Below are 21,289 nucleotides of genomic sequence, written 5' to 3' on the forward strand. Positions count from 1 at the left end.
AAGTGCATCACCTGTGCTTATGCAAAGCGCGTAACTAAATTGTCGGGACGCGGCTTAAGCCAGAAGTCTGCAGCAATCCGCTCGCTCTGCATAAGTTTGCTTAATACAAAGCGGCTTAGTATTTCCTCTCCTTAGAATCTGCTCATCGATCTTCTTTCAGGAAGTAGCATGAGCCATTACGACGTCATCGTGATCGGCGCCGGGGTTATCGGCGCGTCAGTTGCCCATCATGTCGCTACGCTAGGCGCCAAAAGCGTGCTGGTGCTGGATCGCGGCACGATTGGTGCGGGCACGACGTCGCAATCGTCGGGGCTGTTGCGCACGCATTATTCCGTGCGGCAGAACGTGGAGCTCGCGCGTTCGTCCTGGCACGCCTTCAACAACTTCGCGGCTTACGTGGACGACGACGAAGCCTCGTGCGGTCTCGTGAAATGCGGCTACATGATCTGCGCGCCCGAAGGCGACAAGCTCGCGCCGCTGCAAGCTTCGCTCGATGCGCAGCAAGGCATGGGCATCGAAGTGCAGTTGCTCTCAAGAGCCGAGGCCCGCGAGCGTTTGCCGATCGCTCAATTCGACGATGCCGCGCTGATCGGCTACGAACCCGAAGCGGGTTTCGCCGATGCTTATCTGGTCGCAACCGGTTTCGCGCGCTCGGCTCGAAGGCGCGGTGTGAAGTTCATGGAAAACACGAACGTGACCGGTCTCGTGCGTGATGGCCGCCGGGTGACCGGTGTTCAAACGTCCGCCGGAACATTCAGTTGCGGCATGCTGATCAGCACGCAGAATATCTGGACGCCGGAACTCGCCGGGTGGATCGGCGTGCCGTTGCCCGTCAAGCCGGAACGCCATACGGTGCTTGCTCTGGAGTGCGATGTAGCGCCCTACACATTCAAAATGCCGGCCTACAAGGATCTCGGCTCGCCGGGCATGCTGTATTTCCGCAGCTACGGCGGCAGCCAGATGCTGGTGTCGGAAGGCGTGGTCGGCGAAACGCTGAACGCACCGGAGACCGAGCAGGGCGATATCTCGCTCGACTATGTCGGCGAAGTCGGCGAGCAGGTTGCAGAACGATTTCCCGCCTACGAAACGGCTGGGCTCGCTTCATCGTGGACCGGCGTGTACGACGTCACGCCGGACTGGAACCCGGTGCTCGGGTCGGTGGGTGACATAGAAGGACTGACCGTCGGATTCGGTTTCTCCGGGCACGGTTTCAAGTTATCGCCGGGGATCGGCAAGATTCTCGCGCAGCACGCGTTGGGCCAAACCACCGACGTCTCACTCTCGCCGTACGCACTCGATCGTTTCGCAAGCGGTGCGCTGCTGGTCGGCAAATACGGCTCAGGCGCGGTGTCCTGATTACTTCAACCGCAACTCTTAGATGACCATGAAAATTCTCGTCCCCGTGAAACGGGTCGTCGATGCCAACGTGCGCGTTCGTATCGGCTCTGCAGGTGGTGTTGATACAGCCGGCCTCAAAATGTCGCTTAACCCGTTCGATGAATGCGCGGTCGAACAAGCGTTGCGTTTGCGTGAAGCCGGCGTGGCGTCAAGCGTGACCGTGCTCACGTGCGGCCTGCCTGTTTGTCAGGATGTGCTGCGCACCGCGCTGGCCATGGGCGCGGACAACGCCGTGCTGATCGATACGGCAGGCGCTTCACCAGACTCACTCGGCATCGCGCGTCTGCTGCATGCGTTCATCGGCGCCGATACCGATACCGATACCGATGCCTACGGTTTAGTGCTGTGCGGCAAGCAGGCGATCGATGACGACATTGGCGGCGTGGCAGCAATGCTCGCTGCGTTGCTCGGCTGGCCGCAGGCGCTCAACGCCTCCGCGATAGAAGCTACCGGCAGCAGTTGGCTCGTCACCTGCGGCGACGACGCTGGCACCGCCACCTGGCGCCTTGACGGGCCTGCCGTGGTCAGTGCAGACCTGCGCCTGGCCGACCCGCGTCGTGTCACGTTGCCGAGTATCGTGAAGGCGAAACAAAAGCCGCTGCGCACGCTGGACGCGGCGACGTTCAACGTCGCACTCGACACACCAATACGAACCATGGAGATAGCCGAGCCAGCGGTCCGTCAGCCCGGCATCAAGGTCGCCGATACCGCCGCGCTGCTTGGCGCCATCGGCAGCGCGCGGTTACTTCAAAACGTGGGAGCATGACCATGAGAAGTCTTGTCGTAGGAGAATGGGAAGACGGTGCTACGGCCGATGCAACCCTGCGAGTCATCAGCGCGGCAGGTGGGCGCGGCGTACCGGTGGACGTGCTTACGTTTTCACCTGCCATGGCGAATGCCGCTGCGTGCATTGAGGGCATCGGGCGCGTGCTGCTGGCATCGGGTGATATAGCCAATCCTGAAACGCTCGCCAATCTTCTTCAGCATATTGCTTCGGATTACTCGTTAATTGCGACGAGTCACCGTACAACCGGACGCGCAGCTCTTCCGCGAGCCGCCGCGCTGACCGGCAATGCGTTTCTCGCTGACATCACGCGTGTTGTGACGGCACAGCGTTTCGTGCGCGGCCTTTACGCGGGCAGCGTGGTCGCGACAGTCGAAAGCACCAGCGCCACGCTGTTCGCAACTTTCCGGACGTCGTCTTTTGCGCCTGCGAGCGCCAACGGCGGTGCGGCGCCAATCGTTTCGCTCGATCCCATTGCGCCGTTCGCCGCGACCGTGTTGATCGATCGACAGGCCGCGTCGCAAGGCGGACATGATCTGTCGAGCGCGCGGATTGTGGTCGCAGGAGGCCGGGGACTGGCATCGAAGGAAAACATGGACAAGCTGGGCACGTTGGCCCGCAACATGGGCGCGGCGCTCGGTGCATCACGCGCGGCCGTGGATGCGGGTTATGCGCCCAACGCCGCGCAAGTCGGGCAAACAGGCAAGACAGTGGCGCCCGAGATCTATCTCGCGTTCGGCATTTCCGGAGCGATCCAGCATCTGGCCGGCATGAAGGATTCGCGGATTATCGTGGCCGTGAACAAGGACCCAGACGCGCCGATTTTTTCGGTGGCGGATTACGGCATCGTGGGCGATCTCTTCGATGTCATGGGCGAACTCAATGCCCACGCAACGGGGAATGCTCCATGAACTCCATGTCTGATGCCTTTCAAAATGAAAGTTTAATCTAAGCTGGATCGTTCCACCCTGCCCGCGAGGCGGTCGCCGAGATTGTCGTCGCTCTCGTTATGCGGATAGAATTGAGCATCATCCCGAGCAACAAAATTCGGGCTGAATCGAGGTGACTCAATGCTTGGCGGACCGTCCCTACCATCGGCACCTGACAGCACTCGCCGCGACACGTCGGTGGTCTATATCGTTGACGACGACGCAGCCATTCGCCGGGCGCTGGCCACGCTCATGCGTTCGGTCGACCTGCGCGTTGAGACATTCGCTTCATCCGAGGAGTTTCTCCGTCATCCGCGTACCGAAGGCCCAAGCTGCCTGATTCTCGATGTGCGGCTACGCGGGAAAAACGGACTCACGGTTCATCAGGAATTAATCAACTCGGGCATGCGTATTCCGGTCGTTTTCATGACGGGTCATGGGGACATTGAAATGAGCGTGAAGGCGATGAAAGCCGGTGCAACGGACTTCTTCGCCAAACCCTTTCGCGACCAGGACATGCTCGATGCAATAGGAAAGGCGCTGGCAAGCGACGCAATGCGCCTCGAGGCGGACGCGGCCATCGCCAAGTTGCGTTCCATGCATGATTCGCTCTCGCCGCGAGAAAAGGAAGTACTGGTATTTGTACTCTCAGGGTTGCTCAATAAACAGATCGCCGCAGAAATAAACCTGAGCGAAATTACCGTCAAGGTTCACCGGGGTCACGTCATGCGCAAGCTTAATGCGAGTTCCATGCCCGACCTGGTGCGCAAAGCCGAGTCCCTCGGTATTCAACCGTTCATTCCGCGTACCGCTCACTAAGCGGCAAACGAGGACGCTGACCTAGGGTGCGCCTACCGCCACGGACAGCCAGTAAGTCATGACCGACGCCTGATAGGGCTTCTGCAGCAGCACTAAAGCACCGTTGCCCGTCGCCCTGGCCTGCAACAAAGGGGTCGGATACGCACTGATGAAAATGGTCGCCGGCGCCTGTCCTTGCGCCACCAGACGTTCATGCATTTCCACGCCTGACATCCCCGCCATGCGGACGTCGGAGATCAGGCAAGTCGTGTTCACGACCTCTCCCGAGGCCAGAAAACCTTCCGCGGACTCGAACAGGCGTGACTCCCAACCCATCGAGCGCACGAGGCTTCCCAGGGCGCGGCGAACAGCGAGGTCGTCGTCAACAATCGATATAACGGGCGTTTTCAGCAAAGTTGCGGCCCTCGGCCTTATCCGACGGGAAACGCGAACTTGAAAAGAACGCTTATCCGCCTTAAAGACTAAAGCCTACCTTACAGCGACCGCTACGGCGATGATACGAATGTATAACCGCTGACCCTGCGAATTTCCCTTGCCGACGCGTCGGGCCGTCGTTCACTTGACCGCGACAGGGATGTTTGCGGGAGGAAGCGAGAAGCTAAAGGTCGCTCCGCTGTCAGGATTATTTGCTGCCCAAATCCGGCCGCCGTGGGCCTCGATAATGGAGCTGCAAATGGCGAGCCCCATTCCCATGCCGGTGCTGCGAGTGGTGAAGAAGGCGTCGAACAGGCGCGGCAGATTCTGGTCGCTGATACCGGGGCCGTTATCGCGCACGGAAACCACAATGTTGCCGTCCATGGCGGTTGCCGAGGCGACGAGAATCTCGCACTTGCGTGCAACGGTTCCCGTCGACTGCATGCCGTTGTTGATGAAGTTGATCAGCACCTGCTGGAGTTGCACGCGGTCGGCAAAAACGGGAGGAAGCTCCGGCGCCAACGAGAGTACTAACGTGCCTTCGTGACTTTCTACCTCAGAGCGAATTAACGCTGCGGCTTCTGCGACGACCCCGTTCAGCTCGACTGCCATACGCTCCGGCGGGGCACCTTTCATCAGCATTCTCACACGATGAACAATGTCGGCAGCGCGGTTTCCCTCATCCGTTATCTGGGTCACACACTCTTCGATCTCTTTCACATTGAGTGGCTGTCGACGCAGCCAGCGGAGGCAGGCTTCTCCATTCGTAACGATCGCCGCGAGCGGCTGACCGACTTCATGGGCGATGGACGCGCTCAACTCGCCAAGTGCCGAAACCCGGCTGGCTCGCGCCAGCTCGGTCTGCGCCTGAAGCAGTTGCGCTTCGGTCTGTCTGGACGCGGTGATATCCATGACGGCACCGATAAACTGCCGCCGGTCGGACTGGCCATGCGCTCCGTGCGCGACGACGTGCAGGTATTTGACTCGGCCATCGGGAAAGAGAAGCCGGTGCTGGATGTCGAAATGGTCTGTTGTATCACTGCCCTGGCTTAGCATTTCGTCGAAGAGAATCCTGTCTTCAGGATGGACTCGCTGCCGCGCCATTTCAATGGTTGGAGGGATTGCCGGATCGTACTCGAAGATATCGAAGGCCTGCTCGGACCAGAAGATTTCCCCTGTTGTCACGTTCCATCCAAAACTTCCTGTCCGGCTAAGTTTCTGGGCTTCGGCCAAGTACTGCGCCTGGCTCCTCCTGAGCAATTCCTCGGCGTGCTTGCGTTGCGTGACGTCATTGTCCGTCTCCAGTGTTGCAACTGGCACGCCCTTGTCATCAAGTTGCAAGGTCCAACGACTCGCCACCACGACTTCTGCACCATCGCGCTTCGTGTGGACGAGTTCTCCCTCCCAACGCCCGTCTCGTTCAAGCGTCCGCTGAATCTCTTCGCGCGGCGCTGGAAACCTTGTCTTAAGCAACTCGTCGACAATCTTCCCGGTCGCTTCTGTTCTGCTCCAGCCGTACAGAAGTTCCGCGGCGTGGTTCCAGTACGTGATGGCGTTATTCGCGTCACGCACGAATACTGTGTCGTGGGTGAGATCCAATAGACGGGCCTGTCCCCGCTGAGCCTGTTCCATTCGACGAATATGACGCACAAGTGACGTGACGGCGAGCGACGTAATGAAGAACGTAGCGAGCGGAAAATAGTCCTGGCGCTTGTCAATCTGGAAACTGTATATGGGCGGCGTAAAGAAGACATTCAGCAGCGATGCGCCTGCCAGCGCGAAGATAGCTGACGAGACAAAGCTATCGAGCAGCGACAAAAGCACGATGGCAATCAGCAAGCAGAAACCTGCAGTAGCAAGGCGCAGTTCGAAATAAAAGCAGATGCCGGCGATGACGCCCAATGCAACGCAACCTCCGAGCCACAGACCGATGAGATAGCCGGGCTTGCTGCTCTTGTATGACGAACCTAATGCTCCCACCGCGCACCTCCGCGTTTTCGTCAGCGGCGCATCCTTTAACGCTTGCCGTCGGCTAGCCGAAACTCTTGAAAGGCTCCGCAGCTTTCGATTCATTTACACATTGAAAGCGAACCGGATAGTCCGATGCATTGGCAATCCTATCCATAATATACGTCCGTATCTAAAGCCTGACGCCTGTATTAAGCGTTAGTCCTCATCAACCGGCCCTCAGTCCTGCCTGTCGAAACGATGCGTTATACCGGGGTATATCTTTGTTACTCCATTGAGGAAGCACGGTATCCGACCGTAGCATGGATTTCGTCTTCCGCGCTTTCTAAGCTTCAGTCATCGCGATTGGCACTTGCCGGTTGACAGTGAAGCACTCCCCTTCGTCGCCATGACGGCCCCTGTGTTGAACTGCGATTCGGCAAGCCCGCATGACGCAAACGCGTCCCGCGCCTGACCGCTTTCCTTTTACTGCATCGCCTGTCCCAAAGGAATTTACCGTGTCAAATAGTCTGCATACCTGGATTTTTCTTGGTGCCAACGCCTATGTCGAATACACCTTCGTTTCATGGCTGAGCCGTAATGTATACCGGCGCACGGTGGACTACGCTCAGGTTTGTCTTCAGTAGACGTCCGTCCTTTCCTTCGTTGTTCGATAGTCGCTCCGACCTTTCACTCATGAGAGAACGATGATGTTGAACGCCGCCTGCCGCAATGAGCCCTCCGAAGTTGTATCTGAGACGAATACGACCCAGAACGACAATAGCTATCCTCATATATCATCAGCAAACCTAAGCAATATCAGTTGTCACGGAGTGCTCGACAGAGCATCATCTCTTGCTGCCGACCCCTGGTCCCGAACGCTCACGGCACTGTTGCAATTCTCCACGCCGCCCATAGAGTCACCCGAGGAGTCGACCTGCTTGCAGTTGCGAGAATCCTGGAGCAAGTCCCCGCCGGCCGACTCGGAGCTTCGCACTTTCACCGTGACGGTCCTTGAAAGATTGGCCGGTTCTCTTGTGGCGCTCTCCTGGCGTGACCCAACACTATGCAACTATGAGGAGCAAGTCTGGTCCTCTGCACTCGCCCGCCGCTCTGGACGCTGCGCCCTGTCCGGATTACACATCAGCAGGGGCGACACCGTATACAAACCGCGTACCCGCGGCGGGATAACACCGCTGAATGGTGACGCAATGATCCTTGCGTCCGCCCTCCAGAAGGTTCGCGACGATTAAGGTAGTCCACGGCAACCCGTAGTAACCAAAGGTTCCAACGCATCCGAAAGCACGTTCGACATTGTCGCCTGTCAAGCGTCAAAGCGTCTCCTGTACGAGTCTTTATCCGGTAGAGCACCGCGGTCATACTGTCACCGAGCCTGGGGACTCCGGTGCGCGGGGCTTCTGACCGCCGTCGCACGGCGCCCTGGCATTTCGAACCAGACCGGCCGTTGACAATGCTGACACGACAAACCATTCACTCGGGCGCGTACCTCGACAACTTTGCGTCTTTACCTAACTTATGGACCGAGCAGCAAATTGCACGTTCCCTTGTCGACACCCTGAAACTGCGTCCTGCGGATGCGCACGACATATGGATATTTGGTTACGGTTCCCTGATATGGAATCCGACAATGCACTTCGATCGGAGGCAAGTAGCCACACTATGCAACTGGCATCGTAGCTTCTGCCTTCGCATGGTAGCGGGCCGCGGCAGTCCGGAAATGCCCGGTCGAATGCCGGCGCTCGAGGCTGGGGGACATACACATGGCGTAGCGTTCCGGCTTCCGCGTGCGACGACGGATGAGGAACTGGCCTTGGTCTGGATTCGGGAGATGGTACTCGGCTCCTACAGGCCAACGTGGGCGCCGATCACACTGGATGACGGCACCCAGACCCATGCGATTGCATTTGTCGCGGACACCGCCCGTGAACAATATGAGGCGGACTCGAGTGTGTCGACGGTGGCACCGCTCGTGGCGTCGGCCGTGGGCAAGTTTGGAAGCAATGCGGATTATGTACTCAAGCTCCACGCTGCGCTGACTGAGGGCAACGCGCAGGACTCGTACATTGATGCGCTCGTGAGCGAAATTCAGCGCCTCTCTCGGCAGGCTCCATGCCAACTGCCAGGCGCCCTTGAATGACCTGCGTCTGGCGCAAGCCGGCGATTCTTGGAGAGCCTCTTTTTGGAGAGTCTCCTTAAAGCACGGACAAAAAGACATGGACAAAATTCAAGCGATGCAGGTTTTCACCCGAGTGGTCGACATCAACAGCTTCTCTGGTGCTGCTGATTCGCTACGTATGACACGCTCTTCGGTGACCACCATTATCCAGAATCTCGAGGCTCACCTTAAGGTACGACTATTAAACCGCACGACACGCCGCATCAGCCTGACTCCCGACGGGGCGGCCTATTATGAGCGATGCTCCCGCATCCTTGCCGAGGTCGAAGACTCGGAGACTTCGTTCTCCACTACATCCGCCCCTCGCGGCAAGCTCAAGGTCGACATGCCAGGCTCGATCGGGAGAATGGTCATTGTGCCGGCGCTAGATGAGTTCCACGCCCGTTATCCGGACATCGACCTGATGCTGGGGGTCGGAGACAAGGCCGTGGACCTCGTTCAAGAAAGTGTTGACTGTGCCATCCGCATGGGCCCGATGGAAGATTCGACGCTCGTTGCCCGTCGTATTGGCGTCTCCGAGTTCGTTACCGTCGCGAGTCCGGAATACCTGCGGCGCAATGGGAGACCGGTGACACTATCGGACCTGGACCGCCACACGGCAGTGAACTACTTTTCCAGCCGCAACGGACGCGTTGTCGAGATGGATTTCGTTAAAGATGGAAATCCGGTTGAGGTGCGAATGCGCTCCCGACTCGCGGCCAATGATGGCGATGCCTACCTGCAATGTGGCCTCCAGGGCCTAGGCATTATTCAGGTGCCCCATTTTCTTGCATGGCCACACCTGAAAACCGGCGCACTGGTTGAAGTATTGGAAAAATGGCGCCCCATGCCATTCTCGATTTCCGCTGTCTATCCACAGAACCGGCATCTTTCGGCGCAGGTCCGGGTTTTCGTCGAATGGGCTGCGGAGCTTTTTGAGCAGTGCAATCTGCTTAGAACAAAAACGGTATTGCCCGGTGAGATTGGGCGGCCTGTTAATCCCGCGCAATCGTCATCGATCGCATCGCGCGAAATTGATTCGGCTCGAAGCAGTGACTCACGTAGCCGCGATGTAGCAGCCGTTTAGCTGACATTTCTTCATGGCCGTGCAAATGCGTTAACCGCGCGCTCCGAGCGCTCGCCGAGCGTTTTCCTATACCGAGACCCGTCTTGACTCGTTGCGAAGGCAACGGTCAGTCTCGTCGCGTCTGAATAATTAGCTTAGCTTATGACAATACAATTCGCTGTGACCGAATTGTATTGTCGAAAGAGAGATGTTTATCTTGAAAGGCGTTGTGTGGAAAATCCGGCCTGCAAAACGAGCTTGCATACACCCTCTTGCACGAGAACGATTCGTCACCACACATGAAACCTACGCTGGAAATCTCCGACGTCGCGATTGACGGATATGCACAGAAAATCACGCTGCGCAGCTTCCGCCCACTCACGCGCAACAGCCTGCCAATCGTGCTGTATTTCCACGGCGGCTGTTTTGTAAAAGGCACGCTGGACGACGCCGATATCCCAGCCTCGTTCATCGCTTCAAAGACACCCGCCTGGGTTGTTGCCGTGGGTTATTCGCTAGCGCCAGCATTCCCGTTTCCGGCTGCAATAGAGGATGCGTATCTCGCGCTGGAGTGGGCGACACTGCGTGCGCGAGAGAGCCGTGCCGATGTGCTAAGTCTGGCCGCAGTGGGGTTTGATGCTGGCGGAAACATTGCGGCGGGACTCGCGGCCATCGCGCGGGACCGCGCAAGACACAAGCTGTCAGCGCAGGCCTTGCTCGCGCCGTTACTTGACCCGAGCATGACCCGGCTCATTGAAAGAACATCCGGGTCGAAGGACGAATTTGGCATGGAAGACTGTTCGCGTTCCTATCGTGCCTATCTGCCGAGCGCTTCGCAGCGCGTTCACCCTTATGCGGCGCCGCTCGAATCGCGGCGCCTGGGCACGTTGCCGCCGACGCTGATAGCGAGCGCAGAAGAAGATCAGCTGCTGACGTTCATCGCAACGGAGATCGCACAAAAGCATATCCCCCTGATGCGCAAGCTGATGACCGCGGAAGGAATCGAGTTCACCACCAACAAGCTGCTCACGGCCTACGGTGTCCTGGACGCACGTCTGGCCGACGGCCGCGCCTATTTGACAGGCAAACAGTTCACGGTAGCCGACGCATACGTATGGGCAACACTCTGGCACGAGCGCTCGGGAGTCAAGCTCGATCACTTGAAAAACCTGATGGCCTATACCGCGCGTATCGAAGCGCGTCCCGCGGTGCAGAAAGCGCTGACAGACGAAGCCGAAGTTGTCAGCCGCCATCAGCAACTACTTGTTGCGTAAGTCCAACTATTGCCAATAGTCGCGCATATCGCGGCGGCGCGTATGTATCTGACGTAAGCGATAACTCAATTAGAACCGACACCCTGTGTGCCCGAGCCCTTAAAGCAAGGCACATTTCAACCAGAAGGTGATTTCCGATGCAACAGACGCAAACAAAACCTGCTTCGTCGCACGCACCACTGTCAGCCCTCGCGGCGAAGAGCACCGCCAAGCTCTTCCAGCCGGTTCGGATTGGCGCGCTATCGCTCAAGAACCGCGTCGTCATGTCGCCGATGACGCGTACCATGGCACCGTCTGGCGTTCCGGGTGAAGACAATGCTGACTACTATCGCAAACGGGCAGCGGGGGGCGCCGGACTTATCATCACCGAGGGAACATGGGTACCGCACGACGCCGCTGCCAATGAGGTCGACGTGCCGCGCATGTACGGCGTAGAGGCTCTTGCCGGCTGGAAGAAAGTCGTCGACCCAGTCCACGCAGAAGGCACGCCTCTGTTCGCGCAACTCTGGCACGTCGGTCAGATGAAGCAGCATGCCGTCGATGGTCTTTACGCAGCCAAAGGGGCCGACTATCGTCCGCCTCGCCGGGTGGGCCCCTCAGGTTTGTTCGGTGGAATCGGCAAGCCGACAACGCTCGATGGCGAGCCGGCTCTTCCAGCTGACCTCGATGCAATTGTCGAAGCGTAAGGCAAGGCTGCTATCAATGCGAAGATGATCGGCTTCGACGGCGTCGAGTTGCACGCGGCCCATGGCTACCTGCTGGACCAGTTTTTCTGGCCGGGAACAAACAAGCGCGAAGACCAGTGGGGCGGCTCACTGCGTAACCGCGCCCGCCTGGCAGCAGGTGTCATTGCTGAAATCCGGCGCATGGCAGGGATGGACTTTGTCATCTCGCTGCGCATCTCGCAGTGGAAGGTCCAGGACTTCAAAGCGAAGAACTTCAACACCCCGGCTGAGTTGGAAGAGTTCTCCCGCATCATGGTCGACGCCGGCGTGGACGTGTTTCATTGCTCGACGCGCCGCTTCTGGGATAACGAGTTCGAGTCCGACCGGAACCTGGCCGCATGGACAAAGAAACTCTCCGGTAAGCCGACCATCGCCGTTGGCTCCATAGGAATGACTGGCGAGCATATCGACACGCTCATGGCGAAGGCAGCAACGTCGCCTCGCTCGATCATCTGCTTGAGTTGGTTGACCGCGGTGACTTCGACCTCATCGCCGTTGGTCGGGGGATGCTGGTCAACCCGGATTGGGCCAACAAGGTCCGTGAAGGACGCGTCGACCAGTTAAACAACTGGAACCCGGATGTGCTGAAAGCATTGGTGTAGGTCTCAGCTTACGTTGACGCGTTGACAAAGAAAAGCGCACGAAAAAGACGCCGCGGAGGCATCTTTTTCGTGCGGATAAATCTTTCGATATTAAGAGAAAAACTTCGCTCTAGAAGTTGAAGTTGTCGATATTCGAAGAATCAAACGTGGTCGGCGGTCCAAGCACGACTTCGCCGCTCTTGCCCACTGTGCGCTTGCCCAGCTTGCCTGCGTCGAAACTATCGCCTTCCTTGCCCGTGATCGTGCCTGAAGCAAGGTTAGCCGCCGCGTAGGCCGCGAGGTAACCCAGTTGACCCGGATCCCACAACTGGAATGCCTTCACGGTGCCGTTCTTGATGAACGCGCGCATCTGGTTCGGCGTACCCAGTCCGGTCACCATGACCTTGCCCTTGGCCGGCGATGTCGAGATATAACGCGCTGCCGCTGCAATACCCACCGTCGTCGGGGAAATGATGCCCTTCAGGTTCGGATACGCCTGCAACAGACCCTGCGTTTCGACAAACGACTTCTGGTCGTCGTCGTTACCGTAGGCAATCTTCACCAGCTTCATCTTCGAATATTCCGGCTTCTTCAGTTCCTCCTCCATCCACTTGATCCAGGTGTTCTGGTTCGTGGCGTTCGGCGTGGCGGAGAGAATGGCGAACTCACCTTCGCCTCCAATCAGCTTCGACATCAACTGCACCTGTCCCCGTCCGATCCCTTCCGAGTTCGCCTGATTGACGAAAATCTGGCGGCCATCGGGTGCGGTATCGGAGTCGAACGTGACGACCTTCACGCCTTGTGCCATCGCTTTCTTCAGGTACGGAACAACCGCGTTCGCATCATTCGCAGCAATCACGATGGCGTCCTGGCGCTGCGTGATCAGCGTATTGATGTACTGAACCTGCGAGGAAGCGCCTGCATCCGATGGCCCGACTACCTTGCCCTGCCCGCCCATTTCCTTGATCGCCGCCAAACCGCCGTCATCGGCAATCACTTCGTACGGGTTGTTGATCTGCTTGGGAAGGAACGCTATTTTCAGGTCTTTCTTCAGATCCGCGGCGTTCGCGCTGACCGGAATCATCGCCGCCGCGGACACCGCGATCAGCGCGGCGCATAGCGCCGGACCGCGAATGGACTTAAAGGGTTTGAACATGCTTGTGTCTCCTGATGTCGCGCGCTGCTCCGGTTCAATCGATGACCGGAGTCTTCACGCTGGTTTTAAAAAGCCAAGCTTCAGATAAGCGTCTGCGTCATCATGCGTTTTTCGCGCATGACACGCCAACGTGCAACAAGGTTCGGAATCAACACCGACGACAACAACAAACCGCCCGTCACAATGGTCAGCGTCTCGCTCGATACATCCGAGAGCGTCAACGCATTGCGCAACACGCCAATGATCAGCAACGACAGAAGCACGCCGATCATGGACCCGCGTCCACCGAAAATGCTCACACCGCCGAACAGCACGGCCGCGATCACCGACAGTTCGAAGCCCTCGCCGTTGTCCCCGCGAGCGCTCGTGAAGCGCAATGTGTAGACCACGCCCGCGAGCGCGCTCATCGCGCCGGACAGCATGAAAAGCTTGAGCTTCGTACGCGCCACGTCGATACCGGAAAATTGCGCGGCAACAGGATTCGCGCCGATCGCATAGAGGCCGCGGCCGAATGGTGTCGCTTGCAATAGCACAGTGAAAACAACGGCGCCAATGATGACGAGCACAAACGGCATGGGCAGAAAGGCCGCAACCGTATCCATCCCGAACGCTGTATAGGACGCCGGGAAATCTGCCACAGCCTGATCCCCGAGCAGCACGTACGCCAGGCCGCGAAACAACGCCAAGGTGCCGATGGTGACGGCAAGCGAGGGCAGATTGAAGCGTACGATCACGAGCCCGTTGAACAGGCCGGCAAGCGTTCCCGCGACGAGCACAATCGCAATCACGAGCGGCATGGGCAGGCCCATGTGCCAGAGCACGCCCATCAGCGCGCTCGATGCGCCAAGCACGGACGCCACCGACAAATCGATTTCAGCCGCGACAATGATCAAGGTCATCGGCAACGCGATCAGCGCGATCTCGGTAAAGTCGGCGAGCATGTTCGAGAGGTTGGCGCTCGAGAGGAACACAGGTGATAACACGCGGCCGAGGATCACTCCCAGCACGAGTACGACCACCAGCATGGTTTCCCATGAGAGGTGCCGGCGCTTGGTCAATGCCAGCGCGGAATCGGGTTTAGCCATGATCGCGTTTCCTCATCATGCGGCGCGCGACCGAGCGCGCGAGCAAAGTGTCCAGCGTGATCGCCGCGACGATCAGCGCTCCCTGAATAGCCTGCTGCCAGAATGGCGATACGCGCAACACCACCAGCGCAATGTTGATCACGCCAAGCACGAGCGCACCGAGCGTCGCGCCGAGGATGGTGCCCACGCCACCCGTGATCGCCACGCTGCCCACCACGGCTGCCGCGACCACCTGCAATTCGATGCCCTTTGCCGTGCTCGCTTCCACGGTACCGAAACGCGCCAGCCACAACACGCCGGCCAGGCCCGCAATAGCGCCGGACAAGAGGAAGCCGATCATCACGCGGCGCTCCACGCGAATACCGGCTAGTCGCGCCGCTTCCGGGTTCGACCCGATCGCATAATGCTCACGGCCGCCGCGATATTGCTTGAGATAGACGCCGATCGCGAAGAGCACGACCACCGCTATCAGCACCAGGTTCGGCAGGCCGAGCAGCGAACCCGTCGCAATGCGTGAAAACGCATCGGGAAGACTTGTCGCGTTGATCTGCCCGCCGTGGACCCAGGCGTAGTCGGCACCGCGCACTATGTATAGCGTCGACAACGTTGCCACTAGAGAAGGCACGCGCCCGAAGGTGATCAGCGTGCCGTTCACTGCGCCGATCGCCAGGCCTATAACGATGCCCGCGAGCATCGCGACCGCGATCGGCATTTGCGGGAACATCACGAAGAGACTGCCGACCGAATACGCGCTGACGCCAACAACGGAGGCCACCGACAGATCGATATGCCGCATCAGCATCACGACCGTCATGCCCGCAGTGAGCAAGCCGATGATCGATACGTTGAGCAGCACGTCGCGCAGATTCTGCAGGTTCAGGAACTCGGGTTTCACCGCAGCGGTCGCGGCGACCAGCGCAATCAGCACGACAAACAAGGTCGCCTCGCGGCTGCGTACGAGTTCCGCCAACAGGTTGCGTCGTTTCGGCTTGGGCGCTTGCACGGCAGGCATGGCAGGAGAATGTCGCGTCATCATGCCGCCTTCCCCAACATGGATGGCGAGGCGCCCAGTGCGGCGCTCATCACACGTTCTTCGTTTGCATCGGCACGTGCAATCTCGGCGCTGATACGCCCTTCGTGCATGACGAGAATGCGATCGGCCATGCCAAGCACTTCGGGCAGCTCACTTGAAATCATCAGGACTGCCATGCCTTCGCGCACCAGCTCAGCGAGCGTTCGATACACTTCAGCCTTGGCCCCGACATCAATCCCGCGAGTCGGTTCGTCGATGATCAGCACTTTAGGCCCTGTAGCCAACCACTTTCCAAGCACGACCTTCTGCTGGTTGCCACCCGACAACGTCCCCACCGGTGCTTCCAGATCGCTCGCCTTAAGCCGCAGGCGCTTGCCCCAGTCGGCGGCGAGTGAATTTTCACTGCGCGATGAAATCAACCCATGTTTGACAAGACGTCCGAGCACCGTCAACGACGCGTTGCGCGCAATGCTGAGTTCCAGCGCGAGACCTTGTGCACGTCGGTCCTCCGGCACCAGCGCGAGCCCTGCGCGGACTGCCGCTTGCGGCCGGCCAAGTTGCAACGGCTTGCCTGCGATATGAACCTCGCCCGCATCCACCGGATCGATGCCGAAGATCGCGCGCGCCACCTCGCTGCGCCCCGCGCCAACGAGCCCAGCCAGCGCCACGATCTCGCCTGCGCGGACCTCGAAGGAGACGTTCTTGAACACGCCGTCGCGCGTCAGGTTACGCACTGAAAGACGCACGTCACCGGGCGCAACATCCGCTTTCGGATAGAAGGTGTCGAGATCGCGACCGACCATCTTGCTGACGATCGAATCGATGGTCATGTCGGCGGTCATGCCGTCGAAGACCTTCAGGCCGTCGCGCATGATCGTCAGGCGCTGCGTCAGCGCGAATACCTCGTCCAGCCGGTGCGTGATGAAAAGGATGGCGGCATCGCGTTCACGCAACGCGCGCACGATCGAGAACAGGCGCTCGACTTCAGTCAGCGACAACGCCGCTGTCGGCTCGTCCATGATCAGCACATTCGCGTTGAGCGAAAGCGCCTTGGCAATTTCGACCACTTGCTGATCGGCAATGGACAGCCCGCGAACCAGGCGCTCCGCACGCAAATTGACACCAAGCGATTGCAGCAGCGTATCCACTTCGCGATTCATTTCGTCGTAGCGAATCCGGCCGAGCCGGTCGCGTGGCTGACGTCCCATGTAGATGTTTTCCGCGATGGACAGATCCGCGAACAATGTAGGTTCCTGATAGATCACAGCAAGACCTGCATCGCGCGCTTCTGCGGGATTTGCAAACGTGCGAGCCTGTCCATCCACCAGCAATTCGCCCGAGTCCGGCTGATACACGCCGGCAAGCAGCTTGACCAAAGTCGACTTGCCTGCGCCGTTTTCACCGAGCAACGCGTGCACTTCACCCGGCCACAACGCGAGGCTGCCGTCACCGAGCGCGCGCACGCGGCCGAACGACTTGCTCGCGTGCCTTAGCTCTAGCCGAGGCGGATTGTTATTGCCCATACTGTCTCCTTCAGATGCGATATATACGTTCTGCGGTGCTTTTAACGAGGGCATCTATTTCTATATCGCTTAGGTCTTTTACGATCGACACATACGCGTTCCACAGCCCTTCATACGTAGCGAACAAACGGTCGACCGGAAAGTTCGACGCAAACATCGCGCGCTCGCAACCGAACGCATCGATTGTCTCCAGCACATACGGCCGAAAACTTTCGACACTCCATTCATGATCGAACATGGCCAGGCCGCTGATCTTCACCGCCACATTCGGACAGGCCGCCAGTGCGCGAAGTCCGTCACGCCATGCACGAAACCCCTCCACCGACGAACGATCCACAAACATGCCGGCATGATTCACGATGAACTGCGTGTCGGCATGTTCCTGTGCAAGCCCGGCCGCTTCTTTCATTTGCGACGGGTAGAGTTGCAGGTCGAATGACAATGAATACTTCTTCAGTAACGCGAAATTCTTGCGCCATGCCGGCTCGCGCATGTAGTGCCGGCCCACATAGTCATAAAGTGGATTAGCGTGCACGTTGAGTATCTGCCGTATGCCCCGGACGTTGGCGAATCCAGCATGTCCTTCGAGCACTTCCTGCACGTTATCGGCCGATAAATCCGCACCGGCGACAATCGCATTCGGCAACCCGTGACCTTCGTTATCGGCAACGTGCTGCAGCCAGCGCGTTTCTTCCACTGGATCGGCGGGATCGTGATTGGCATCCACATGCACAAGCTTGAGCACCTGGACCGGCGCGGCGTCGCGCAGAAAATCACCGATCAGGTAGTCATGTTTCAGGTCTTGCGCATCGCCGACAAACGACTTGCCTGGGTTCGCCAGCCAGGGATAGTGATGGGTCTTTAAATCCCAAAGATGAATGTGCGGGTCGACAACTTGCATGAATATGTCCTCGTGCCGCAAAGGCTATAACCAACGCGTCAGGGTAGATGGAAGACCGGCACGAGCGCAGTTTGCGCTGGCGAGCGATCCGGGTTTGTTTCCATCAGGTCGGCCATGCTGTCCCACCATTTGCGCATGATGGGCAGGTCGGGCAGCGCGGCCATGGTGTGGTCGCGCTCGCGCTTGAGCGTGGCGAACAAGTCCCCGGTGGTGTCGTCGAGAAAAATCCAGTAGTCACGGACCCCGGCGTCGCGTAACGTCTCGGCCAGCTCGGGCCATATGTCGCGATGACGCCGCTCGTATTCATCGCGCTGGCCCGGTTTGAGGGTCATCCTGAACGCAATTGTCTCCATTGCGGCTTGCCTTTTATAGGTGTTGAACCGGTTAAGTCGTGCTCCGACTTACGGCTTATGCGTTACGACTATAATTCGCCGACTGATAACATGACAATCCGAAGTAAGGATCAGCCGATCGCAAAACCGAATCGCACAATGGTCGCACGGATGGTCCATGACCGCCGCAAAATTGACGCACGAGAACGCCCGATGACCCAGAACGTCTCCCAGATTGCCCTCGTCAACCGCCTGAAATTCAAGCATCTCGCGTTGCTTGTCGCCCTCGACGACGCCCGCAACCTGCACCAGGCCGCCGAGGCCATCAACGTTGCCCAACCGAGCGCGAGCCGCATGCTAAGCGACATAGAAGAAGCGTTCGGCTTTCTCCTGTTCGAGCGCAACGCCCGCGGCATGCAACCCACTCCGCTCGGTGTCGCCACGCTCGCCTATGCGCGCCGGTCGCTTGCCGACCTCACCCGCTTCGCGGCCGACCTTGAAAGCAAGCGGCGCGGCGGTCATGGTCAACTCACTGTTGGCGCGATCATGGGCGCGGCGCCCGACGTGCTCGCCATGGCTATCGCCGAACTTAAAAGCGAACGGCCGCTGCTCAACGTACGCATACTTGGCGAGACCAGCGACCAGGTCGTGCAATTGCTGCACCGCCGCGAAGTGGATCTCGCGCTCGGCCGTCTCACCACGCCGCTCCAGCACAACGACTTCCACTTTGAACCCCTCTCGCGCGAAGCCATGCGTCTGGTCGTGCGCGCCGCGCATCCGCTCGCTCATGAAACCACGCTCTCGCTCGATGCGCTGATTTCCTGGCCCTGGATCCTGCAACCCATCACCAGCCCCGCACGTGGGTTGTTCGAAGAAGAGCTCGCGCGAGCCGGGCTTGCCTCACCTTCTAATGTAGTCGAGTGCGCATCGATCTTCGCCACGCTTCAGCTTCTGCAAAACAGCGACGCCGTCGCCATGCTGCCGGAGTCAGTGGTGCGCGATTACCTGCGCGCGCATTTGCTGATCGAACTGCCTATCGAGATCGGCAAAAGCCTCTCGGGATTCGGCTTGCTACGGCGCAAACATGAAACGCTGAGCGAACCCGCCGAATACTGCATCGCGCTGCTGCGCAAGTACTCGGCCGGCTCGTTCACTGAAGGTTAACGAACAAGCCGCCGTCCACCAGCAGCGATGCGCCCGTCACATAACGCGCGCGATCCGATGCAAGGAAGGTCACGCACTGCGCAACGTCATCGGGTTCACCCAGGCGTCCGAGCGGAACCCGTTTTTCGAAGTACGCGCGCTTCTCGGTATCGGCGAGATCTTCCGCGTTCAGGTCCGTCGCGATGGTTCCAGGCATCACCGAATTGCAACGGATGCCGTAAGGCCCAAGGGCAATCGCGCATGACTGCATCAACGAATGAACGCCTGCCTTGGTCGGCGTGTAATGCGTTTGCATGCCGCCGCCAACGAGCGCGCTGATCGAACTCGTCGCGACAATCGAACCGCCGGTACCCTGCAGTTTCATCTGGTTGGCGACAGCCTGAGTCACGTAGAACGCGCCGTTCAGATTGACGCCGATGGTCGCTTCATACACCGACGCCGGCATGTCGAGGAACGAGTGGAACGGGCAAATGCCGGCGTTGCTCGCGAGGACGTCGACATGACCGAATGCATCGACTGCCTGCTTCACGAGTTCGAGCCCCGTCTCGCGCTGCGCGACATTTCCTTCGACCGCAACCACTCGCCGGCCAAGTGCCTCTATCTCGCCGACTACTTCCTGCACGGCCGAGAGGCGTCCATACGAGCGGTCGTTATCGCCCCAATAATTCAGCACGACGTCCGCGCCTTCCTTCGCGCACGCCACGGCGATCGCGCGGCCAATGCCTCGCGATCCGCCAGTGACAATCACTACTTTGTTCTCAAGCAGCACGATTGAACCTCAATGTTTCAGTGTCAGTGTGTATAAGGACGCACAAGGGTGCATTCAGGATTGAGCCGCACACCAAAACCCGGCGTCTCCGGCACCTTCATCCGGCCGTTCACGGGCACAGGTTCATCGAGCAGCAACGGATTGAACATGGGCACGACTTCGTCGGCTTTCGGCGCCATCATCAGGAACTCCGCGAACGGCGAATTGTGCCGCGTCACCACGAAGTGATAGCTATAGACGGATGAACCATGCGGTACGACCAGCACGTTGTGGGCATCGGCGAGTGCGGAGATCTTGATCAGCTCCGTGATGCCGCCACACCATCCCACGTCCGGCTGAACCAGATCGGCGCAGCCCATTTCAAACAGCATGCGGAAACCCCAGCGCGTGGCCTCGTGTTCGCCAGTTGTCACCATCATGCCGCGCGGCACCGAGCGCCGCAGTTCGGCGTAACCCCAATAGTCGTCGGGCGGCAATGCTTCTTCGAGCCACTTCAGGCCGTATTCCTTCGCCGCGTGCGCGAGGCGCGTTGCGTAGTTCAGGTCGAGGCTCATCCAGCAATCGAACATCAGCCAGAAGTCGTCGCCTACTTTCGCGCGCATATCGGCGAGCTTCGCAATGTTCTTCGCCAGCCCTTCCTCACCTTCTGCCGGTCCGTGTTGCAATGGCATCTTGCCGCCAATAAAACCCATCTCCTTCGCGAGGTCCGGACGCGCGCCAGTTGCATAGAATTGCAGTTCGTCGCGTACAGGTCCGCCCAAAAGATGAAACACCGGCTCCTTGCGTACCTTCGCCAGCAAATCCCACAGTGCAAGGTCGACGCCCGAGATCGCATTCAGCACAATGCCTTTGCGCCCGTAATAAAGCGTGGCGAAATACATCTGGTCCCACATCTTTTCGATGTCAGTCACTCGCTGACCTTCGAGAAACCGCGCCAGATGTTTCTCCACGATAAACGCGCCGATCTCACCGCCGGTCGTGACCGCGAAGCCGACCGTGCCATCGCTTGCTTCAATTTCAACCACGAGCGAACCGAGGACGTTGATGCCAAACGACTGGCGGCTTTGGCGGTACTCGGGGTAACGCGCCATTGGCGTGGAGATATGGTCGTCGATCCAGTGGTCGGCGCCCTGGTCGTGATAATCAGCGCCGCCGCCGCGAACAGTGAACGCGCGAACGTGGCGGATGGTAGGCATGGACATGATCGGACTCC

General features: G+C 59.0%; 21 protein-coding genes. 11 read left to right on the plus strand and 10 right to left on the minus strand.

Features of this window, described 5'->3' with window-relative positions:
• The first annotated feature begins 168 nt into the window (after window positions 1–168).
• From ACMX25_RS26580 to ACMX25_RS26595, 4 genes are all read left to right on the plus strand, one after another.
• The gene (locus ACMX25_RS26580) at window positions 169–1,356 is read left to right on the plus strand and encodes an NAD(P)/FAD-dependent oxidoreductase (RefSeq protein ID WP_414952994.1); all 1,188 of its coding nucleotides are present in this window, start codon (window positions 169–171) and stop codon (window positions 1,354–1,356) included.
• 28 nt (window positions 1,357–1,384) lie between these two features.
• A complete protein-coding gene (locus ACMX25_RS26585; protein ID WP_414953022.1) occupies window positions 1,385–2,164 on the plus strand; it encodes an electron transfer flavoprotein subunit beta/FixA family protein in 780 nt (259 codons plus the stop codon).
• Between the two features lie 2 nt (window positions 2,165–2,166).
• Entirely contained in the window at window positions 2,167–3,093 is a 927-nt protein-coding gene (locus ACMX25_RS26590; protein WP_414952995.1) for an electron transfer flavoprotein subunit alpha/FixB family protein, read from the plus strand.
• Window positions 3,094–3,252: 159 nt separating this feature from the next.
• Window positions 3,253–3,930: a response regulator transcription factor gene (locus ACMX25_RS26595; protein ID WP_414952996.1), complete on the plus strand. Its 678-nt coding sequence runs from the start codon at window positions 3,253–3,255 to the stop codon at window positions 3,928–3,930.
• Window positions 3,931–3,951: 21 nt separating this feature from the next.
• On the opposite strand, the gene ACMX25_RS26600 is transcribed toward ACMX25_RS26595, so the two are convergent.
• The gene (locus ACMX25_RS26600) at window positions 3,952–4,323 is read right to left on the minus strand and encodes a response regulator (protein WP_414952997.1); all 372 of its coding nucleotides are present in this window, start codon (window positions 4,321–4,323) and stop codon (window positions 3,952–3,954) included.
• A 162-nt stretch (window positions 4,324–4,485) separates the two neighbouring features.
• Window positions 4,486–6,324, minus strand: coding sequence for an ATP-binding protein (locus ACMX25_RS26605; protein ID WP_414952998.1), 1,839 nt, complete (start codon window positions 6,322–6,324; stop codon window positions 4,486–4,488).
• Window positions 6,325–7,001: 677 nt separating this feature from the next.
• Between ACMX25_RS26605 and ACMX25_RS26610 the strand changes: the two genes are divergently transcribed.
• From ACMX25_RS26610 to ACMX25_RS26635, 6 genes are all read left to right on the plus strand, one after another.
• Window positions 7,002–7,544 carry a DUF3331 domain-containing protein gene (locus tag ACMX25_RS26610; RefSeq protein WP_414953023.1) on the plus strand — a complete coding sequence of 181 codons (543 nt, stop codon included), beginning with the start codon at window positions 7,002–7,004 and terminating at the stop codon, window positions 7,542–7,544.
• Window positions 7,545–7,762: 218 nt separating this feature from the next.
• Window positions 7,763–8,449, plus strand: a complete 687-nt coding sequence (locus ACMX25_RS26615; RefSeq protein WP_414952999.1) for a gamma-glutamylcyclotransferase — start codon at window positions 7,763–7,765, stop codon at window positions 8,447–8,449.
• A 76-nt stretch (window positions 8,450–8,525) separates the two neighbouring features.
• Window positions 8,526–9,554 carry a LysR family transcriptional regulator gene (locus tag ACMX25_RS26620; RefSeq protein ID WP_414953000.1) on the plus strand — a complete coding sequence of 343 codons (1,029 nt, stop codon included), beginning with the start codon at window positions 8,526–8,528 and terminating at the stop codon, window positions 9,552–9,554.
• 278 nt (window positions 9,555–9,832) lie between these two features.
• Window positions 9,833–10,807 (plus strand): alpha/beta hydrolase fold domain-containing protein, encoded by a 975-nt coding sequence (locus ACMX25_RS26625; protein WP_414953001.1) that lies wholly within the window; start codon window positions 9,833–9,835, stop codon window positions 10,805–10,807.
• Between the two features lie 137 nt (window positions 10,808–10,944).
• Entirely contained in the window at window positions 10,945–11,493 is a 549-nt protein-coding gene (locus tag ACMX25_RS26630; protein WP_414953002.1) for an oxidoreductase, read from the plus strand.
• 12 nt (window positions 11,494–11,505) lie between these two features.
• Window positions 11,506–12,096, plus strand: a complete 591-nt coding sequence (locus tag ACMX25_RS26635) for an oxidoreductase (protein WP_414953024.1) — start codon at window positions 11,506–11,508, stop codon at window positions 12,094–12,096.
• A 147-nt stretch (window positions 12,097–12,243) separates the two neighbouring features.
• Here ACMX25_RS26635 and rhaS read toward each other — a convergent pair whose 3' ends face one another.
• The 6 genes from rhaS to rhaM all read right to left on the minus strand — a co-directional run bounded on the left by rhaS (window position 12,244) and on the right by rhaM (window position 18,164).
• Window positions 12,244–13,269 carry a rhamnose ABC transporter substrate-binding protein gene (rhaS, locus tag ACMX25_RS26640; RefSeq protein WP_414953003.1) on the minus strand — a complete coding sequence of 342 codons (1,026 nt, stop codon included), beginning with the start codon at window positions 13,267–13,269 and terminating at the stop codon, window positions 12,244–12,246.
• A gap of 80 nt (window positions 13,270–13,349) precedes the next feature.
• Window positions 13,350–14,354 (minus strand): ABC transporter permease, encoded by a 1,005-nt coding sequence (locus ACMX25_RS26645; protein ID WP_414953004.1) that lies wholly within the window; start codon window positions 14,352–14,354, stop codon window positions 13,350–13,352.
• Complete coding sequence (locus tag ACMX25_RS26650; protein WP_414953025.1) at window positions 14,347–15,387, minus strand: ABC transporter permease; 1,041 nt, start codon at window positions 15,385–15,387, stop codon at window positions 14,347–14,349. The genes ACMX25_RS26645 and ACMX25_RS26650 overlap by 8 nt, the downstream gene beginning before the upstream one ends.
• A complete protein-coding gene (locus ACMX25_RS26655; RefSeq protein ID WP_414953005.1) occupies window positions 15,387–16,910 on the minus strand; it encodes a sugar ABC transporter ATP-binding protein in 1,524 nt (507 codons plus the stop codon). Before ACMX25_RS26655 ends, ACMX25_RS26650 begins: the two co-directional genes overlap by 1 nt.
• A gap of 10 nt (window positions 16,911–16,920) precedes the next feature.
• Window positions 16,921–17,811 (minus strand): amidohydrolase family protein, encoded by an 891-nt coding sequence (locus tag ACMX25_RS26660; protein WP_414953006.1) that lies wholly within the window; start codon window positions 17,809–17,811, stop codon window positions 16,921–16,923.
• A gap of 38 nt (window positions 17,812–17,849) precedes the next feature.
• On the minus strand, window positions 17,850–18,164 hold the full coding sequence (rhaM, locus tag ACMX25_RS26665) for an L-rhamnose mutarotase (RefSeq protein WP_414953007.1): 315 nt from the start codon (window positions 18,162–18,164) through the stop codon (window positions 17,850–17,852).
• Between the two features lie 192 nt (window positions 18,165–18,356).
• Here rhaM and ACMX25_RS26670 point away from each other — a divergent pair, with 192 nt between their 5' ends.
• Window positions 18,357–19,307 (plus strand): LysR family transcriptional regulator, encoded by a 951-nt coding sequence (locus ACMX25_RS26670; protein ID WP_414953008.1) that lies wholly within the window; start codon window positions 18,357–18,359, stop codon window positions 19,305–19,307.
• On the opposite strand, the gene ACMX25_RS26675 is transcribed toward ACMX25_RS26670, so the two are convergent.
• Together ACMX25_RS26675 and rhmD are read right to left on the minus strand one after the other, a co-directional pair.
• Window positions 19,294–20,076, minus strand: coding sequence for an SDR family NAD(P)-dependent oxidoreductase (locus tag ACMX25_RS26675; RefSeq protein WP_414953009.1), 783 nt, complete (start codon window positions 20,074–20,076; stop codon window positions 19,294–19,296). The two genes, ACMX25_RS26670 and ACMX25_RS26675, sit on opposite strands and share 14 nt — an antisense overlap.
• A 23-nt stretch (window positions 20,077–20,099) precedes the next feature.
• The gene (rhmD, locus tag ACMX25_RS26680; RefSeq protein WP_165103356.1) at window positions 20,100–21,278 is read right to left on the minus strand and encodes an L-rhamnonate dehydratase; all 1,179 of its coding nucleotides are present in this window, start codon (window positions 21,276–21,278) and stop codon (window positions 20,100–20,102) included.
• Window positions 21,279–21,289 lie beyond the last annotated feature (11 nt).

The organism is Caballeronia eucalypticola (assembly GCF_047608185.1).
GTDB lineage: Bacteria > Pseudomonadota > Gammaproteobacteria > Burkholderiales > Burkholderiaceae > Caballeronia.